Below are 16,969 nucleotides of genomic sequence, written 5' to 3' on the forward strand. Positions count from 1 at the left end.
TCTGCCAGATTGCCTGGTGTCCTTTCTCTAACTTTTCTTGCCTCCAGTATAGCATAATAACTACACTTTAAGCCGGTAGATGGTCAGTAAAGATAGTTGTACTCCTAATAAAAAAAGACAAATTAAGTTGTCTTTCTTAAAAAATAAATTTATCTTCTAAATACTTATAAGCAAATTTTTCATTATAATCCTGGACAGTAAAGGTTAGATCATCACCATGTCCTAAGACGACATTACAAGCACTTGAATCGTAGGTTATTCCGCCATCATAGAAGTCACCATTTAAAATATAAAAAATAGTAGTGGGATCTTCAAGATTAGCATAAATATGACCATTGAACTCCTTAGTCAGGCCCCTATAATTTCGGTCAAAACTTATTCGAAAAACCTTATTAATTACCTTAGATTCTCCTTCTTCACTTGTTTGGCAATAAAATTTAATCCTTGGACGGTAGTCATCAGCGACTAAAATTTCCCTCGAAAAAATTCGGAAGGTTTCTTCTAAGGTCTCGCCTGCCTGATTGTTCCCTTCATTTATGTTCTGACCTATTTCTTCTGTTGCAAGATTCGTAGTAATCCCTTCAGACTTAGCAATCTCTGCTGCAAGCTGCTCTTTAGTTAAGACCGGTGTAATATCAGCTTGACTACTTCCCTCCTGAGACTTAGAACTACCAGTTACTGTAGTATCAGAAGATTCCTGAATCTCTTTCCCCACCTGCTTACAGCCCATTAAAGAGGTGAGAGTAAAAGCTAAAATTATAATTGCTAGTATTTTCTTCATTTTAAACTCCTATCTACCTCTAACTCTACCACAAAATTAAATCTTTGTGAAATAAATATTTAATTTTATCCTTGAATCATAATAAAAGACCCCATAAGGGTCTTAGATTTATTATTCAACACTAAACAGATAAGGGTAAACAGGTTGGTCTCCTTGGTGAATTTCAACTTCAACTTCTGGATAGTCCTCTTCAATATCCTCAGCAAGACTTTCAGCAAGTTCGCGGCTACCATCTTCACCTATGTAGATTGTAACAATTTCACTTTCGTCATTAAGCATCTTATCTAGGGTCGCACTCATGGCATCTCCAATATCTGGAGTTGAAACGACAATCTTATTGTCAATCATTCCTAGGATATCATTTTCATGAATTTCAAGACCATCAATTGTAGTATCACGAACAGCATTAGTTACTGATCCACTAACAACATCAGAAAGGGCTTGAGTCATGCGTTCCTTATTTTCTTCCAGGCTACGGCTTGGATCAAAACTTAATAGGGCTGTAAAACCTTGGGGAACAGTTCTTGATTCAACAACAACTGCTGGTTTTTCAACAACCTCTGCCGCTGTTTGAGCAGCCATAAAGATATTCTTATTATTAGGCAGGATAATAATGTTTTTAGCATTGACGCTTTCAATGGCTACAACAATATCCTCTGTTGATGGATTCATTGTTTGACCACCACTTATAACATAATCAACACCCAGTCCCTTAAAGACCTTAGCTAATCCTTCCCCGGCAGCAATTGCAATCACACCAAACTCCTTAGCTTCTTCTAAAGGAGCTGTTGGAGCTTTTTGGGCTTCTTTTTCAAGAACGTCATCATGCTGGTTACGCATGTTGTCAACTTTCACTTTAACTAGACTTCCGTATTTAAGACCTTCTTGCATCACAAGACCCGGATCTTCTGTATGGACATGGACTTTTACAATCTCATCATCATTTACCACTAAAAGAGAATCGCCCAATTCATTTAAATAGGTACGGAATTCATCATAGTCAAATTCTTTTCTAGCAGTAGGACCCTTGCCTAGGGCAACCATGATTTCTGTACAGTAACCAAATTTAATATCTTCAGTCGCTACATGTCCTGCTACTGATTTGTGGTGTTCTGCATTTACCATCTCATCCATTACAGCTGGTGTCGCAACAAAATCAGTACTTTCTAGGTACTCACCAGTCGCTGCCGCCAAGAAGCCTTCATAAATATAAACCAGACCTTGTCCACCAGAGTCAACTACTCCAACTTCCTTAAGAACTGGAAGCATGTCAGGAGTTTTAGCAAGGGCTACATTTGCTCCCTCAAGAGCTGCACGCATAACCTCGATTGCATCATCAGATTCTTCAGCCTTTCTCAGGGCATAAGTTGCTGCTCCGCGGGCAACAGTAAGGATTGTTCCCTCAACTGGTTTCATAACAGCCTTGTAGGCAACCTCAACCCCACCTTGAAAGGCAGAGGCTAAAGCCTTACCGTCAAGTACATCAAGGTCTACAATTTGCTGTCCAAAACCACGGAAAAGCTGGCTTAGGATAACTCCACTGTTTCCACGCGCACCCATTAAAAGACCTTTTGATAGGATTTGTGCGACCTGTCCAACAGTTGCTGCCGGTTTATCTGCTACTTCCTTGGCACCATTTGTGATTGTCATACCCATATTTGTCCCGGTGTCTCCATCTGGAACTGGGAATACATTAAGAGAATTCACATATTCAGCTTGGTTATTTAGGCGTGTACTTGCTGCCTGAACCATTTCTTGAAATAAACTTGCATTAATTTTTGACATTTTACTCTGATACCACCTTCACATCCTGCACAAAAATATTCACTGAGTCGGCAACAATACCAAGTTGATTCTCTAAGTTAAACTTGACACGTTCCTGAATATTTTTAGCAACCTCATTTATTTTTACACCATAACTTACAACAACATAAACGTCAACAGTTATGCCTTCTTCTTTATTGGAGATGACTACACCTTTTGAATAATTTTCCTGACCTAAAATGACCTTAAAGCTATCTTTGACTGCACTTTTGCTCGTCATACCAACAACTCCAAAAATCTCAGTCGTGCTCGCACCAACAACTGTCGAAAGAACATCATTTTCAATTTCAACAGCACCGTTCTTTGTATTAATAGTAACAGCCATTTTTCTGCTCCTTAGAATTTAATTACTGTAATTTTATCATAATTCTTGAAAATAAAAAAGTCGCGACTCAGCACGACGGTCTTTTATTCTATTGATTAATCAATAATAAAATTAGATACGTTCAACTTTACCTGATTTAAGAGCACGAGCTGAAGCCCAAACTTTTTTAGGTTTACCATCGATAAGAACAGTTACTTTTTGAAGGTTTGGTTTGAATGTACGCTTAGTTTTGTTCATAGCATGTGAACGGTTGTTTCCTGATACAGTCTTACGACCAGTAAAATAACAAACTTTAGCCATTTTTATATCTCCTGTTAATTTTTTTTGTTAATCATAGATAACATACTTATCCATTTTATCATAATTATATCTTATTGCAAGGGATTTATAATATTATTTATATTATTCATATTTTAAAAAGGGAATAGAAGTCTTAAGCTACCCTACAAATAGATTATCTAAATTTTATGTAATCTTATCCATAAATCCAAAAATTCAGTAAAAATAAAAAAAGAAATCTTTATGGATTTCTCTTTTTACTGAAGTAGTCTTTATAATTTTTCCTAGAAGACTTTCCTGAGATATGCTGCTATTAAAATTAACGAGGGCTTAATAACCACTAAAGAATTATTCCAGGGAGATAAAACATTCCTACCCCACAATCTGCCAGCTTCCATCATTTTTTACGAAACATGGGAAGCTTCCCCCGTATTCACCTGGATAATTTTTTAAGGTAACGGTGACTGTAATTCCATTCTTATTTTTCAGGCCAATACCCAAGATCAAACCATATTTTTCATCGTATTCTTTTAGGCCTTCCCTAATAATTCTCATGGCAACTTCCTCATTTAAGGTAGATGCATCAACTGGGAAAGATGCTTTCCCGCGCGAACGACGAGGTAAACCATCTTCTCGAGGAGGCATTTGTGCATCAATTGCATCTATCTCCTCATCAGTCATACTTGTCCCATTGTATTCCTCATTGCGGGCAATATCTTCTGAGGTCAGACCAGCATTATAGTCTATTGATTCGTTTGTATTATTATTCGAAGTAGCTATAATTTCATTATTACCTGTTGAAACCGTGCTGACCGGTTCTTGATTTATCGAATTTTCTTGCGCCCCTTGGTATCCCCCTTCTTTACTTGTATCAGAACCTACATTTTCAACTTGGTCAATCTGAGTCTCTCTTTTATCAGACTTATTAGCTGCCTTTTTGTCAACTTCTTCAGTCTTCACACCACTGGTAGACTTAACTTCAGATGTCTTGTGATTTCCACAAGCTGTAAGAACCGCAACTGACGATAAAATAAATAAGTATTTTTTCATTTTTTACTCCATATAACTATTGATATATTTATGATATTAACTTCACAAAACAACCCTATAATTATAGTCCTTTTCCCGCTAAAAACAAGAATTTTTTAAAATAAAAAAAGACTCCCTTTTCAGGGAATCTTTCTTATTTTATTTCAATTTATTATTTTCCATGATTTGATCAATAAAGCCATAATCAAGAGTTTCCTGAGCACTCATCCAGTTATCACGCTCAGCATCTTTATTAACACGCTCAATTGGTTGACCTGAATTTTCTGCAAGAATTTTTTCTAAGGTATTACGGGTTTTTAGTAGGTGTTCTGCAGCAATTGCCATATCAGTCTGTTGAGTTCCGCCACCAGTACCACCCATTGGTTGGTGAATCATGTATTCAGCATGAGGTAGCATGAAACGTTTACCCTTGGTTCCACTTGAAGCGATAATAGTCCCCATTGAAGCGGCCATTCCCATAACGATTGTTTGAACATCTGATTTGATGAAGTTCATAGTATCAACAATAGCAAGACCTGCAGATACTGATCCTCCTGGAGTATTTACATACAGGTAAATATCTTTTGTGCTATCTTGGGCATCTAGGAAAAGAAGTTGGGCAATGATAGAATTTGCCATATTGTCTTCAACTTCTCCAGTAAGCATAATAATACGGTCTTTTAGAAGACGAGAGTAAATGTCATAGGCACGTTCTCCGCGGCTAGATTGTTCGATGACTGTAGGTACTAGATTCATAATTTCTCCTTTTTAGTTTAATAAAAATTAGCATGGTCACAAATCTTAAGCGACCTTTTTGTTAATTTTACACTTTTGGTCAAGAATGGTCAAATAGTTCGTATTACTGAGCGCAATTATTTTAAATCACCCCTTTTCAACTAGCTTCTACTAGCCTATATCCTACTAATAATGGTATAATTTCTCCATGAATATTCAAATTATTTTATCAACTTTAACCGGTATGGCCCTAGGAATCCTTGGAATGGGCCTAGGCTTTTACCTCTACCATCTTTATGACGAAAATCGTTACAAAAAACAGTTGGCCATTGACAAAAAATTAAAGGAAGTGGAAGTAAGAAATATTTTAAACAAGAAAATTAATGAACTTTTAAATCGTCCCCTAGATACGAGAGATGACTTTTTAATCATCCCCCAAAAGGATATTAAAATTCCCTTCTATGACTATAATTTTCTTAAAAATTTCACCTCCATGTATAATCGTTATCTTCCGGCCTACTTTTTAGAAACTTTTTTCAAGGACCTATCACACAGGCTTGCAACCTACTCAGACGAGGATGATATGAAAAACGGGGGCTACATCTTTAAAGATGCCCGGATTATCCTTGAAAATTTCTCAAAAGAAGTAACCCATGACATGGAGAAAAAACAAAGAGAACTTGAGAAGGTCGTAAATGTCTATCCAAGTATCTTGAAAAAACAGTATTTTGATCTCTAATAAAAAAACGAAGACCATCTGGTCTTCATTTTTTTATTTAAATCAATGACGAGAAAACTCCAACGACAAAGTTTTCTGGTGAAAAGTCTTCTAAGTCATCAATTTTCTCACCTAGTCCAACCAGTTTAACAGGAATCTGAAGTGTGCTTTCAATGGCAAAAACAATTCCACCCTTGGCACTTCCATCTAACTTGGTCAAAATAATCCCTGTCAGAGGAGCTACACTTGAAAACTGCTTGGCCTGCTCAATTGCATTTTGCCCTGTAGTTGCATCAACTGCTAGCAAGGTTTCATGAGGAGCACTTGGAACTTCCCTTTGAATAATACGAATTATTTTTTCAAGTTCCTTCATCAAATGATCCTTGTTTTGTAAACGCCCAGCCGTATCAATCAAAAGAACGTCATAGTCTTCATCGCGAGCTTTTTTGACTGCATCAAAGACTACACTTGCAGGATCTCCTCCTTCACGTCCAACTACAACAGGAACCTGGCTTCTTTGACCCCACTCAACCAATTGGTCTGTGGCTCCAGCCCTAAAGGTATCAGCAGCGGCTAGAAGAACCTTCTTACCTTCCAGACGGTATCGATTTGCAAGCTTACCAATGGTTGTTGTTTTACCAACACCATTTACCCCCACAAAGATAAAGACAGAAAGGCCGTCCTTTTGAAGATTTAAGCTGTGGTTTAGTCCATTATCATCTAAGGTATCAGCAAGCTTTTCGATGATGACATTTTTTACATCCTCACGCTTCCTAGCATTTTTAAGCCTTACCTCTTCCCTCAATTCTTCTGCAATATCAAGGGATAGCTCATAACCTACGTCACTTAAAATTAAAGCCTCTTCAACATCTTCAAAAAATTCTTCGTCTACTCCCCTGAAGTTAGCCATAAGGGCATTAAACCTATCTCCAAAAGAGCGGCTTGTCTTCTTAAGTGATTTTTGATATTTTTCTTCAAGCTTTTGCTCAGGTTCAACTTTTTTTGGTTGAGCAACTTCCTTGATTTCAACCTGCTCAACTTTTTCAAAGCTTGCAGGATTTGAAATTTCTACTTGTTCAAACACTTCTTCATCTTGAGACTTAGAAGCTTCTTCTGGCTGCTCAAAACTTGACAAATCCTTGCTGTCAGAAGAATGGCTATCCTCTTCTGACTTACCAACAGGCAAGTCTATAGGAAAATCATCAATTTGAACTTCTTCGACCTGTTCATTTTGCTCTATCTGCTCTTTGTCTTTATTTTTTCTTTTAAATAATTTATCAAATAAGCCCATAATATTCTCCAATTAAATCTAAATTTTACTAGTTAAAAATTTATAAAATATGTTCTTCAATCGCCCAAGCGACACCATCTTGATCATTTGTAAGGGGAATTGTATGGTTGGCTACTTGCTTGATTAAATCGACTGCATTTCCCATGGCCATACCGTATCCTGCCCATTCAATCATTGACAGATCATTTTCCTCGTCCCCGATGGCCATAACCTCTGATTGATCAATATTTAAAATATCGATTAACCCCTTAAGACCTGTTGCCTTAACCACACCCCTTGGCATAACCTCAAAAATTATGTCCCTTGATTTAAATGACTCAAAAGATCCCGCTAATTTTGCTTGAAGGTCTTTAACATGCTCATCAAGGGTAGTAACCTCGGCACAGAAAATAGCCTTATTATAAATCCGGTCAGAAGGCAAATCCTCAACTGATGATTCAAAATAAGTAAGAGCTGGATTAATCTTCCTATAATCAGTCGGTCCATCAAGTTCATATACTCTGTCATCACTTAAGATTGAAAGAGGCAGGCCAAAACTTGAACCCAGCTTATGAATTTCTTTAATTTCATCAAGACTTAGGGAAGATTTACTTAAAATCTCTCCTGTATTTCTTTGGACCAAGCCACCATTAAAGGTAATACTATACTCTTCTTGGTCAATTAAATCCAAATCCTCTAGGAGGTACTTAATCGATGTCAGAGGGCGACCTGTAGTGACCACTAGCTTAACACCTTTTTTTCTAGCCTCATCGAGTGCCCACCTATTTTTATCAGATACCTTTTTTTGACTATTTAATAAGGTACCATCTAAATCAAGGGCTAGTAATTTTATCATCTTATCTCCTCTTAATTATCTTCTTTTATATCCTTTAATTTAACAGATACAATTTTTGAAATTCCAAATTCCTGCATAGTTACCCCGTAGATAGAATCCGCTGCAGCCATGGTTCCCTTCCTATGGGTTACCACAATAAACTGATTGGCTCCATCAAAATTCGCCATATAATTACCAAAACGTTTAACATTCGCTTCATCAAGGGCTGCTTCGACCTCATCCAAGACTACAAATGGCACTGTTTTAACCTTTAAGATAGCAAACAGCAAGGCTAAAGCTGTAAGGGATTTTTCTCCCCCACTCATTAGATTAAGGCTCAAAAGTTTTTTACCTGGCGGTTGAACAACGATTTCAACTCCGGCTTCCAAAAGATTATCACTTGTCAGTTCAAGATCAGCCTGACCGCCGTCAAACATCTGTTCAAAGGTCCTCTTAAAGCTTTCCCTGACAGCTTCAAAGGTATTTTTAAAGCGAATTTTAACCTCATCATCCATTTGGAAAATTGTATCAAGAAGCATCTCTTTTGATTTTAGGAGGTCATCTTTTTGGGTACTTAAAAATTCATACCTACCACTAACCTCATCATACTGGCTAATGGCATCTAAGTTAACTGCACCAAGAGCTCTAATTTTCCTTTCAAGCTCCTTAAGTTCATGCTCAGCCGCCCTTAAATCTTCAAGGTTAGTCGCCTGATTTTGAGCCTCTTCAAAGCTCATTTGATAATGATCAGTAAGAATCAGCTGCTTGTCCATCAGATATTTTTTAGACTGCTCAAGTTCAAGCTCCAGCCTAGTATGACTATCACCGTACTCTTCACGGGCCTTAATATTTTTACTGCTTAGGTCTTCAAGGTCATCTAACTGCCCTTGAAGATCATCTAGTTCAAATTTTATTTGAATAATCTTATGGTCACAAGCAGTAAGCCTGATTTCAACTTCAGAAAGTTTGGCTGAAAAATTATCCCTGTCTTCTAAGCTGAGCTTACTACTCTCAGAAAGACTGATCTGGTAACTTGCTAGTTCTTTTTTAAGGTCAGAAATACCTACTTCAAGACGCTCTTTTTCTGAACTTCTAAATTTAATTTCACTTGTAAGTTCAGTAAGTTTCAAGCGGCTGGTTTGAAGTTTGTCCTGCAAATCTCCTCTGACTTCCTTGAGACTGGCCTGATTTTCCCTAAGAGCTTCAATTGACTTGTTAACCTGGTCTTTTTCAAGTTTAAGCTGGTCAAGGTCTTTTCTAATGGCTACTGCCTGCTCATCCAGCTGGTTAAGCTCCAGTAATTTATCCTTAGAACTTAATTTTGCCAACTGATTTTTTAGCTCAGCTTCTTCCTTGTGTAAGTGCTCTAGCTTAAATACCTGCTCCTGTTTCCTTAAACGAGCTTTTTCAGCAGATTCACGGTTTTGTTCAAGTTTTGCAAGTAGGGCTTGATCCTTATTTTGAAGGTCTTTAACAGTTTTTTCTAGAAGTTTAAGCTCTTCTTCTAAATCAGGTAACTTGGCTTTTAGATTTTTAATCTCAGCCTGAGTAAAGGTGATTGAATTTTTTCTCGTTGAACCACCTGAATATGAACCTCCAGGCATTAAAATTGTACCGTCTAAGGTTACAATTTTAAGCTTGTAGTCTATCTCCCTTGCAAGCTGGCTGGCATTTTCAGTCGTATCTACAATAACTGTTGTCCCAAGTAGATTAGATAGGGCTGGTAGTAGCTTCTCTTGAAAACTAATCAGATCAAGAGCCCGGCCAATAAATCCTGGTAGGCCCCTAAGTTTATTAAGGCTTGCCTGAGACAGATCCCTACTTTTAATTGTTGTCAGAGGTAGAAAGGTTGCTCGTCCTCCCCTAGTTTTTTTAAGGAAACTAATTGCTTTTTGGGCAGAAGCCTCATCTTCAACAATTAAATTTTGGGCATTACCACCTAAAGCAACCTCAAGAGCAACAGAATACTTGCTATCAAAGTTTATTAAATCAGCTACAGGACCTATAATGCCACCAATTTTGTCAGCATTATTAAGAACTGCCTTAACTCCCTGGTAATAATTACTGTGATTAGCCTGAATATTTTCAAGGCTTGCAAGCTTGGCCTTTTGATTTTTAAGTTCGTCAAGCTTGTCAAACATAATGGTTTGAGCCTTTTGATACTTGTGGTCAACAGCTTCTCTTTTTTCAGATAAAATTCTTCTATCTTCTAAAATTTCAGCAATTAACTCATCTGCTCCTACAACTTCCTTTTGAGAACGGGTAAGTTCAAGTTTAGTTTCTGAAAAACGGTCTTGAAGTTCTTTCGAGCTGTCATCTTGCTCCTTGGAAGCCCTTAAAATATTTGCTATGTCAGAATCATTTTTTACCAGTTGATTATTTAAACTTGCCTCTTTGTCAACTAGGCTTACATACTCCTGCCTAAGTTGCTCCATAAGGGCTTCTGGATCATCTGCATATTTTTCTTGGTCAGCTTCCATTTTTTTAATGGCTGCAAGTAGGGCTTCTTTTTCTAGATTATTTTCATCTAAAATAGCCGTAATCTTCTCTACCTGTTCTTGGTAGCCAGAAAGTTTTTTGCTGCTTTCAAGTAGACGGGCTTCAAGCTCTGCCTTACTTTTATCAGAAGCATCTTTTTGGCTATCAAATAATTCAAGCTTTCCTTGATAGTCAGCCTTCAGCTTGGTTAAATTAACCACCTCAGATTGGAGGTTTTCCCGTTCAAGGCTAAGTTTTCGTCTTCCTTCTTTAATAGAAGAAACCTTGTTTTCATAAGCTATTTTTTTCTGCCTTAAATCAGCTAAAATAGAAGAAATTTCTTCAAAGGCCTCATTTCGCGCTTCATATTTTATCTTTTCTTCTATCAGTTGGGCAACAACAACGGATAATTCCAGATTTCTTCTTGTCCCGTCTAGATCCTTATATTTCAGAGCCTTATCCCTTTGCACCCTTAGAGGTGCTAATTGGCTATCCAACTCATAAATAATATCTTCCAAGCGGTCAATATTTTCCTGGGTTCCGTTTAACTTGCCTTCTGTTTCCTTTTTCCTGGTCTTGTATTTTAAAACCCCAGCAGCTTCTTCAAAGATTAACCTGCGGTCTTCTGGCTTACTACTAAAAATTTCTTCAATTTTACCCTGAGAAATTATAGAAAAAGAATCACGTCCAAGACCCGTATCGGTAAAAAGATTATGGACATCCTTCAAACGAACTTTTTTTCCGTTTATTAGAAACTCACTATCACCATTTCTGTAAAGGCGCCTTGTTATAGTAAGGTCTGAATCAGAATTCAGGTATTTATCCCCATTGTCAAAACTTACAATGACTTCAGCAAAATTTAAGGCCTTGCGACTTTCAGTACCTGAAAAGATGACGTCTGGCATCTTTGTTCCGCGTAAACTCTTGGCTGATTGCTCCCCAAGAACCCAGCGCAAACTCTCTGCAATGTTTGATTTACCAGAACCGTTTGGACCAACGATTGCGGTAATTCCTGAATTAAAATCAATCTTGGTCCTATCAGCGAAGGATTTAAAACCAACCATTTCTATTTTCTTAAGAAACATTAGTCCTCCTTCTTCTGGTGGATAATACTTGTTTCAAGTACTAAATTATCGTTACTTTCAAGGGCATTTCTCGCAGCTGCTTGTTCAGCATTTTTCTTTGATTTACCAGCTCCGTGTCCAATTTCCTCACCATTGAGGTAGACTGTAACCTCAAATATTCTTTCGTGAGCCGGACCACTTTCCTTGACCACCTTGTAACTAATATCCACGTCTCCATTGGCCTGAAGAGCTTCTTGTAGGCTTGTTTTAAAGTCTACAATTTTTTCAAATTCGCCACTTTGAATGGTTGGAATAATTACCTGGTAGATAAAGGCTTCAGCTGCCTTGAAATTTTTATCCAACAAAAGGGCACCTAAAAATGATTCAAACAGATTTTCAAGGTTGGTATCCCTGTTTCTTCCACCACTTTTTTCTTCTCCGTGTCCCAAAAGGAGATACTTATCAAAATTACACTTACGTGCAAAATTGGCCAGACTTTCCGTCCTTACAATATTTGAACGCATTTTTGAAAGTTCTCCTTCTGGACGATCCTCATATTTTTTAAAAAGAAATTCTGAAATCGTTAGTCCTAAAACGGCATCTCCAAGAAACTCCAACCTTTCGTTGTTTGAAGCTTTTGGGAGACGTTGTTCATTTGCATAACTCGAGTGGGTAAATGCTTGTTCTAGGAGCTTAAGATTTGTAAAGTTAATTCCGTATTTTTCCTGTAATTCAAGGTTTAATTCTTCAATGTTATTCATTTTTTTCTCCTCTTTCCGTATTATATCAAAAAAAACGATTGAATTCTTCAATCGTCATTTTCTAGATATCAAATAGGGGACTTGCTTCAATATGAGAAGTATCATAGATTTTAATTTCTTTTCTCACATCAATATCATTTTGCATTAAGGTAGTCTCCATGGTCATGTGAGCCAAATCCTTAATGTTATTTTGTTGACTCCTATGTCCCAAAAATATCTTCTTGGTCCTATTACCCAAAACGTCCAGTGCTGCACGAGCCCCGTCCTCATTTGATAAGTGTCCGTGATCACTTAAAATACGCTGCTTGATTCTCCAAGGATATGAACCCATCCTAAGAATCTCTACATCATGGTTACTTTCCATCAAATAGGCATCTGCATTTTCAATGGTTTTAGCCACCCTTTCACTGACGTATCCTGTGTCAGTAAGCATAACAAAACTCTTGTCATCCTTCATAAACCTATAAAACTGGGGAGCTGCTGCATCATGGCTAACTCCAAAACTTTCAATGTCTAAATCCCCTAGGGTCATGGTCTGACCCAGTTCAAAAATATTTTTTTGTTCACTTGCAATCTTCCCGCAAGAATCCCCAATGGCATCCCAAGTAGCTTGGTTGGCATAAAGGTCAAATTTATACTTTCTTGCTAGAACCCCAAGTCCTGCAATATGATCCTTATGTTCATGGGTGACCAAAAGGGCATCAACATCTTTTAGATCTCTGCCAATATCTGACATAAGACCCTCTATTTTTTTACCCGAAAGTCCTGCATCAACTAAAATCTTCTTCTTGGGACTTTCTAGGTAAAAGACATTCCCACTACTTCCTGATGCTAAAATACTATATTTAAATGCTGAATCTTCCAATCTTTTCCTCACTTTAAAAACTGGGAATTTTATCCCCAGTCATCTTCTTCTGTAACAACCTCTGTTAGGGTTGGATTATATGGGAGAATAATGGTAAAGGTTGTACCATGCTCTCCGTCACTTGATGCCCAAATGTAGCCATCATGTAACTTAATTACGTCTCGCACAATGGCAAGACCCAGGCCAGTTCCACCCTGCTTCCTATTACGGTCCTTGTCAACCCGGTAAAAACGATCAAAAATCTTAGGTAAATCCTTTTTAGGAATCCCTATTCCTTCATCGGTAACCTTAAGTAGAATTTGATTGTTGGTCTCTTCTAAGGAAACGGTAATTGTTCCACCTTCAGGTGAATACTTGATGGCATTATTCATTATATTATCAATAACTTGACCCATCTGGTCGGTATCAATTTCAACCCACACAGGCTTCAAAGGAATCTTTCTTACAATTTTAATGGTCTTATCAAGTCCTGTACTAACAGACATCTGGTCAAAACGGTTGAGCTGAAAGTGAAGGAAGGCCACCAAATTGACCATCTCCTTGTCAGCAACCATATCCTCTCGGTCCATCCGTGATAGGGTCAAAAGATCACTAATCATCCTAATCATTCTATTGGTCTCATCAAGGGACACAGCTAGAAAGTTGGGAGCAATCTCTGGATCCATCCAAGCCCCTTCCTCCAAGGCTTCCAGATAACTTTTCACACTGGTCAAAGGAGTTCTCAGCTCATGGGATACATTGGCAACAAAGAGCCTTCTCTCCCGTTCTGCTGTTTCCTGCTCAGTTACGTCATGGAGAACAACTACAAGCCCTGAAATAAAGCCATTGTCCCTCCTAAAAAGAGCAAAATGAAGCTGAATACTTACATACTCGCCCATCTCATTTTCCCGGTCAATGATAACTTCAGGAGACTGGGTCAAAAGATCCCTAAAGCTATATTTGCTTGATAGCTTCAAGACATCAACAATCCTCTTGTTTAAAATCTTCTTTTCCGTGAATCCAAGCATGGTTAGGGCTGCAGCATTTGCTGTTACGATTTTACCCCGCCTATCTGTTGCAATGACCCCATCGGTCATATAGGTCAAGATCCCATTTAAACGGTTGTGCTGGCTCTCTAAAGTATCTTGCGTTTTTTCAATCTCTTCTCCCAGTCTTACCACATTATCATAAAGAAGGGTTGTTTCATTATTTCCTGAAATATTTTTTCTTTCGGAATAATTTTTGTTAGTATAATCTTCCACCTGCTTAGAAATCTTAAAAATTACACCCGAAAGCCTTTGGCTGACAAAAATTGCAACAACCAGACAGATTAAACTGAACACCATAAAGCTTCTATAAAGAATCAAATTTTGAATCAGTAAATCATAATTAAAGGCTATAAAAATCGAAAAAAGTAAGACGACCACAAGGGCTGCCTTAAAAACTATCGAATTGTAAAATTTTATTTTCTTCACACTTATCTAGCTATCCTTATCATTCTTGGCTTCACTTAAGTAGTAGCCAACACCGCGGCGAGTAGCCACGTATTCTGGGCGACTTGGAGTATCCTCAATTTTTTCTCTCAGACGACGAACTGTCACGTCAACAGTCCTTACGTCACCAAAATAGTCATAACCCCAAACCGTTTGAAGGAGGTGCTCACGCGTCATAACTTCTCCTATATGTTGGGCCAGATAATGAAGGAGTTCAAATTCCCTATGGGTAAGCTCAAGGGGCTCATCTCTTTTATAAGCAACATATTTTTCAGGAATGATTTTTAAATCACCCACAACAATCTCCTGCTTGGAATCATCTTCCTGAGCTAAATTTTGAGCAGCCTTAATTCTTCTAAGGTTGGCCTTAACCCTGGCTAGAAGTTCACGATTTGAAAAAGGCTTGGTTACATAGTCATCAGCGCCAAGCTCTAGACCAATTACCTTGTCAAATTCACTATCCTTGGCAGAGACCATAATGATTGGAATGTCGCTTGATTTTCTAATCTCACGCGCCACTTCTAACCCGTCTATCTTAGGAAGCATAAGGTCAAGAAGGACCAAATCTGGATTTTCTTCCTCAAATAATTTTAAGGCTTCTTCCCCATCAAAGGCCGTTATAACCTCGTATCCTTCTTTGGTCAAATTAAATTTTACGATGTCACTAATCGGTTTTTCATCATCAACTACTAATATTCTTTTCATAGTCATCCATCCATTCACGTATCTTTTGCCTTATTATACATTTTTTTAAAATTTATTACAAAAAAGGTGGCTATACTGTAAAAATTTCCAAAATTGTTCTAATTGGTCTAATTTTTCTGAATTTTTGACACATTAATATTTTTTTGTTAGAATAGGCCAATGTCAGAAAAAGTGACAATAAGAAAGGAGTTTTTATGGCACTTATTGAATTTAAAAATGTTGAAAAATATTACGGGGACTATCATGCTCTAAAGGACATTAATTTAGAGGTTGAAGAGGGACAAGTAGTTGTTCTCCTTGGTCCATCTGGTAGTGGTAAGTCAACTCTTATCCGTACCATAAATGCCCTTGAACAGATTGATTCTGGAGAATTAATTGTCAATGGCCACCATGTCGAATCCGCAACTGCCCAAGATTTAATTGATCTTCGTAAGGAAGTTGGAATGGTTTTCCAGCATTTCAATTTATATCCGCATAAAACTGTACTTGAAAATGTGACTTTAGCACCAATCAAAGTCCTTAAAGAAAGCAAAGCTGACGCTGAAAAAACTGCTAAAGAATATCTTGAATATGTAAACATGTGGGATAAAAAAGATAGCTATCCAGGCATGCTTTCTGGTGGACAAAAACAAAGGGTTGCAATTGCCCGTGGTCTTGCCATGCATCCAAAGCTTCTTCTTTTTGATGAACCAACAAGTGCTCTTGACCCAGAAACAATCGGTGACGTTCTTGAGGTTATGCAAAACCTTGCTAAACAAGGAATGAACATGCTTGTTGTAACGCATGAAATGGGATTTGCCCGCAATGTTGCCGACAGGATTATTTTCATGGCTGATGGTGAAATCTTACAGGATACAACAGACGTTGCCGGATTCTTTGATAATCCTACAGAGGAGCGTGCTAAACAATTCCTTGGTCAAATCATTTCCCACTAATGCAATCGGTTATTAATTCATTTTAAGTATTGTAAATCAAAAAGGAGGAATGATGAAAAAATTAAAAAAATCACTGATGATTTTTACTGGACTCCTCTTTCTTTTTTCTTTAGCAGCTTGTGGATCTTCTACAAAAACTAGTTCAGAAGGATCTTCTTCAGATACTAAGGCTTTAGATAAAATAAAAGAGAGTAAAAAATTTAGGGTTGGTGTTAAGCAAGACGTACCAAACTTTGGATTTAAGGATCCGGAGACAGGAAAATTTTCAGGAATTGAAATTGAACTTGCGCAGATGATTGCTGATGAGTTAGGGGCTACTCCCGAGTATGTTCCTGTAACTGCTCAAACAAGGGGACCTCTTCTGGACAACAATCAAGTTGATGCAGTCCTTGCAACCTTTACTATTACAGATGAAAGAAAGCTAACCTATAACTTTACAGAACCTTACTTTACAGATGAAGCAGGTTTCCTAGTTAAAAAGAAATATGGTTATGAAAACATTAAAGATTTAGATGGTAAAACAATTGGGGTTGCCCAGTCGTCAAGTACCAGAAAAAATCTTGAAAAGTTGGCTGCTGAAAATGGAATTAGCTTTAAATACACCGAACTTTCAGACTACCCTAGCCTTAAACTATCTTTAACAGCTGGTAGAATTGATGCCTTTGCTGTTGATAAATCAATCCTGACAGGTTATGTCGATAATGAGACTGAAATCCTAGACATCGGATTTGCCCCTCAAAAATACGGGATTGCAAGCAAAAAATCAAATACTGATTTAAATGATTACATGAACCAACTGCTTGAAAAATGGAGACAAGACGGTACCCTCGACAAATTATATACCAAATATAATTTAAAGGATGCCTCAACCAAATAAGCATTTATCTTAGAAA

At 37.6% G+C, this 16,969-nt stretch carries 16 protein-coding genes; 3 read left to right on the top strand and 13 right to left on the bottom strand.

The annotated features are described in order from the left end of the window. Positions 1-136: 136 nt before the first annotated feature. The 6 genes from OZX60_06195 to OZX60_06220 all read right to left on the bottom strand — a co-directional run bounded on the left by OZX60_06195 (position 137) and on the right by OZX60_06220 (position 4,994). Complete coding sequence (locus tag OZX60_06195) at positions 137-781, bottom strand: hypothetical protein (GenBank protein ID WEV45021.1); 645 nt, start codon at positions 779-781, stop codon at positions 137-139. A 111-nt stretch (positions 782-892) separates the two neighbouring features. Then, positions 893-2,566: a DAK2 domain-containing protein gene (locus OZX60_06200; protein WEV45022.1), complete on the bottom strand. Its 1,674-nt coding sequence runs from the start codon at positions 2,564-2,566 to the stop codon at positions 893-895. Between the two features lies 1 nt (position 2,567). After that, positions 2,568-2,930: an Asp23/Gls24 family envelope stress response protein gene (locus OZX60_06205; protein ID WEV45023.1), complete on the bottom strand. Its 363-nt coding sequence runs from the start codon at positions 2,928-2,930 to the stop codon at positions 2,568-2,570. Between the two features lie 111 nt (positions 2,931-3,041). Further along, positions 3,042-3,230: a 50S ribosomal protein L28 gene (gene rpmB / locus OZX60_06210; GenBank protein WEV45024.1), complete on the bottom strand. Its 189-nt coding sequence runs from the start codon at positions 3,228-3,230 to the stop codon at positions 3,042-3,044. A gap of 351 nt (positions 3,231-3,581) precedes the next feature. Next, a complete protein-coding gene (locus OZX60_06215) occupies positions 3,582-4,259 on the bottom strand; it encodes a membrane lipoprotein lipid attachment site-containing protein (GenBank protein WEV45025.1) in 678 nt (225 codons plus the stop codon). Positions 4,260-4,397: 138 nt separating this feature from the next. After that, the gene (locus OZX60_06220; protein ID WEV45026.1) at positions 4,398-4,994 is read right to left on the bottom strand and encodes an ATP-dependent Clp protease proteolytic subunit; all 597 of its coding nucleotides are present in this window, start codon (positions 4,992-4,994) and stop codon (positions 4,398-4,400) included. 187 nt (positions 4,995-5,181) lie between these two features. On the opposite strand from OZX60_06220, the gene OZX60_06225 reads away from it, so the two are divergent. After that, a complete protein-coding gene (locus OZX60_06225; GenBank protein ID WEV45027.1) occupies positions 5,182-5,712 on the top strand; it encodes a hypothetical protein in 531 nt (176 codons plus the stop codon). A gap of 37 nt (positions 5,713-5,749) precedes the next feature. Here OZX60_06225 and ftsY read toward each other — a convergent pair whose 3' ends face one another. The 7 genes from ftsY to yycF form a co-directional block, all read right to left on the bottom strand. Continuing rightward, positions 5,750-6,982 carry a signal recognition particle-docking protein FtsY gene (ftsY, locus tag OZX60_06230; protein ID WEV45028.1) on the bottom strand — a complete coding sequence of 411 codons (1,233 nt, stop codon included), beginning with the start codon at positions 6,980-6,982 and terminating at the stop codon, positions 5,750-5,752. Positions 6,983-7,022: 40 nt separating this feature from the next. Beyond that, positions 7,023-7,817, bottom strand: a complete 795-nt coding sequence (locus tag OZX60_06235; protein WEV45029.1) for a Cof-type HAD-IIB family hydrolase — start codon at positions 7,815-7,817, stop codon at positions 7,023-7,025. A gap of 11 nt (positions 7,818-7,828) precedes the next feature. Continuing rightward, positions 7,829-11,359, bottom strand: a complete 3,531-nt coding sequence (gene smc, locus OZX60_06240; protein ID WEV45030.1) for a chromosome segregation protein SMC — start codon at positions 11,357-11,359, stop codon at positions 7,829-7,831. Further along, positions 11,359-12,099 (bottom strand): ribonuclease III, encoded by a 741-nt coding sequence (gene rnc / locus OZX60_06245; GenBank protein ID WEV45031.1) that lies wholly within the window; start codon positions 12,097-12,099, stop codon positions 11,359-11,361. Before rnc ends, smc begins: the two co-directional genes overlap by 1 nt. A gap of 61 nt (positions 12,100-12,160) precedes the next feature. Beyond that, the gene (locus OZX60_06250) at positions 12,161-12,964 is read right to left on the bottom strand and encodes an MBL fold metallo-hydrolase (protein WEV45032.1); all 804 of its coding nucleotides are present in this window, start codon (positions 12,962-12,964) and stop codon (positions 12,161-12,163) included. Positions 12,965-12,993: 29 nt separating this feature from the next. Continuing rightward, positions 12,994-14,418 carry an ATP-binding protein gene (locus OZX60_06255; protein ID WEV45033.1) on the bottom strand — a complete coding sequence of 475 codons (1,425 nt, stop codon included), beginning with the start codon at positions 14,416-14,418 and terminating at the stop codon, positions 12,994-12,996. A 6-nt stretch (positions 14,419-14,424) separates the two neighbouring features. Next, entirely contained in the window at positions 14,425-15,141 is a 717-nt protein-coding gene (gene yycF / locus OZX60_06260; GenBank protein WEV45034.1) for a response regulator YycF, read from the bottom strand. A 194-nt stretch (positions 15,142-15,335) separates the two neighbouring features. On the opposite strand from yycF, the gene OZX60_06265 reads away from it, so the two are divergent. Together OZX60_06265 and OZX60_06270 are read left to right on the top strand one after the other, a co-directional pair. Continuing rightward, complete coding sequence (locus OZX60_06265) at positions 15,336-16,076, top strand: amino acid ABC transporter ATP-binding protein (protein ID WEV45035.1); 741 nt, start codon at positions 15,336-15,338, stop codon at positions 16,074-16,076. A gap of 52 nt (positions 16,077-16,128) precedes the next feature. Further along, on the top strand, positions 16,129-16,953 hold the full coding sequence (locus OZX60_06270; protein ID WEV45036.1) for a transporter substrate-binding domain-containing protein: 825 nt from the start codon (positions 16,129-16,131) through the stop codon (positions 16,951-16,953). The last annotated feature ends 16 nt before the right edge of the window (positions 16,954-16,969 follow it).

This window comes from Streptococcaceae bacterium ESL0687, assembly GCA_029392475.1.
In the GTDB taxonomy this organism is placed as follows: Bacteria; Bacillota; Bacilli; order Lactobacillales; family Streptococcaceae; genus Floricoccus.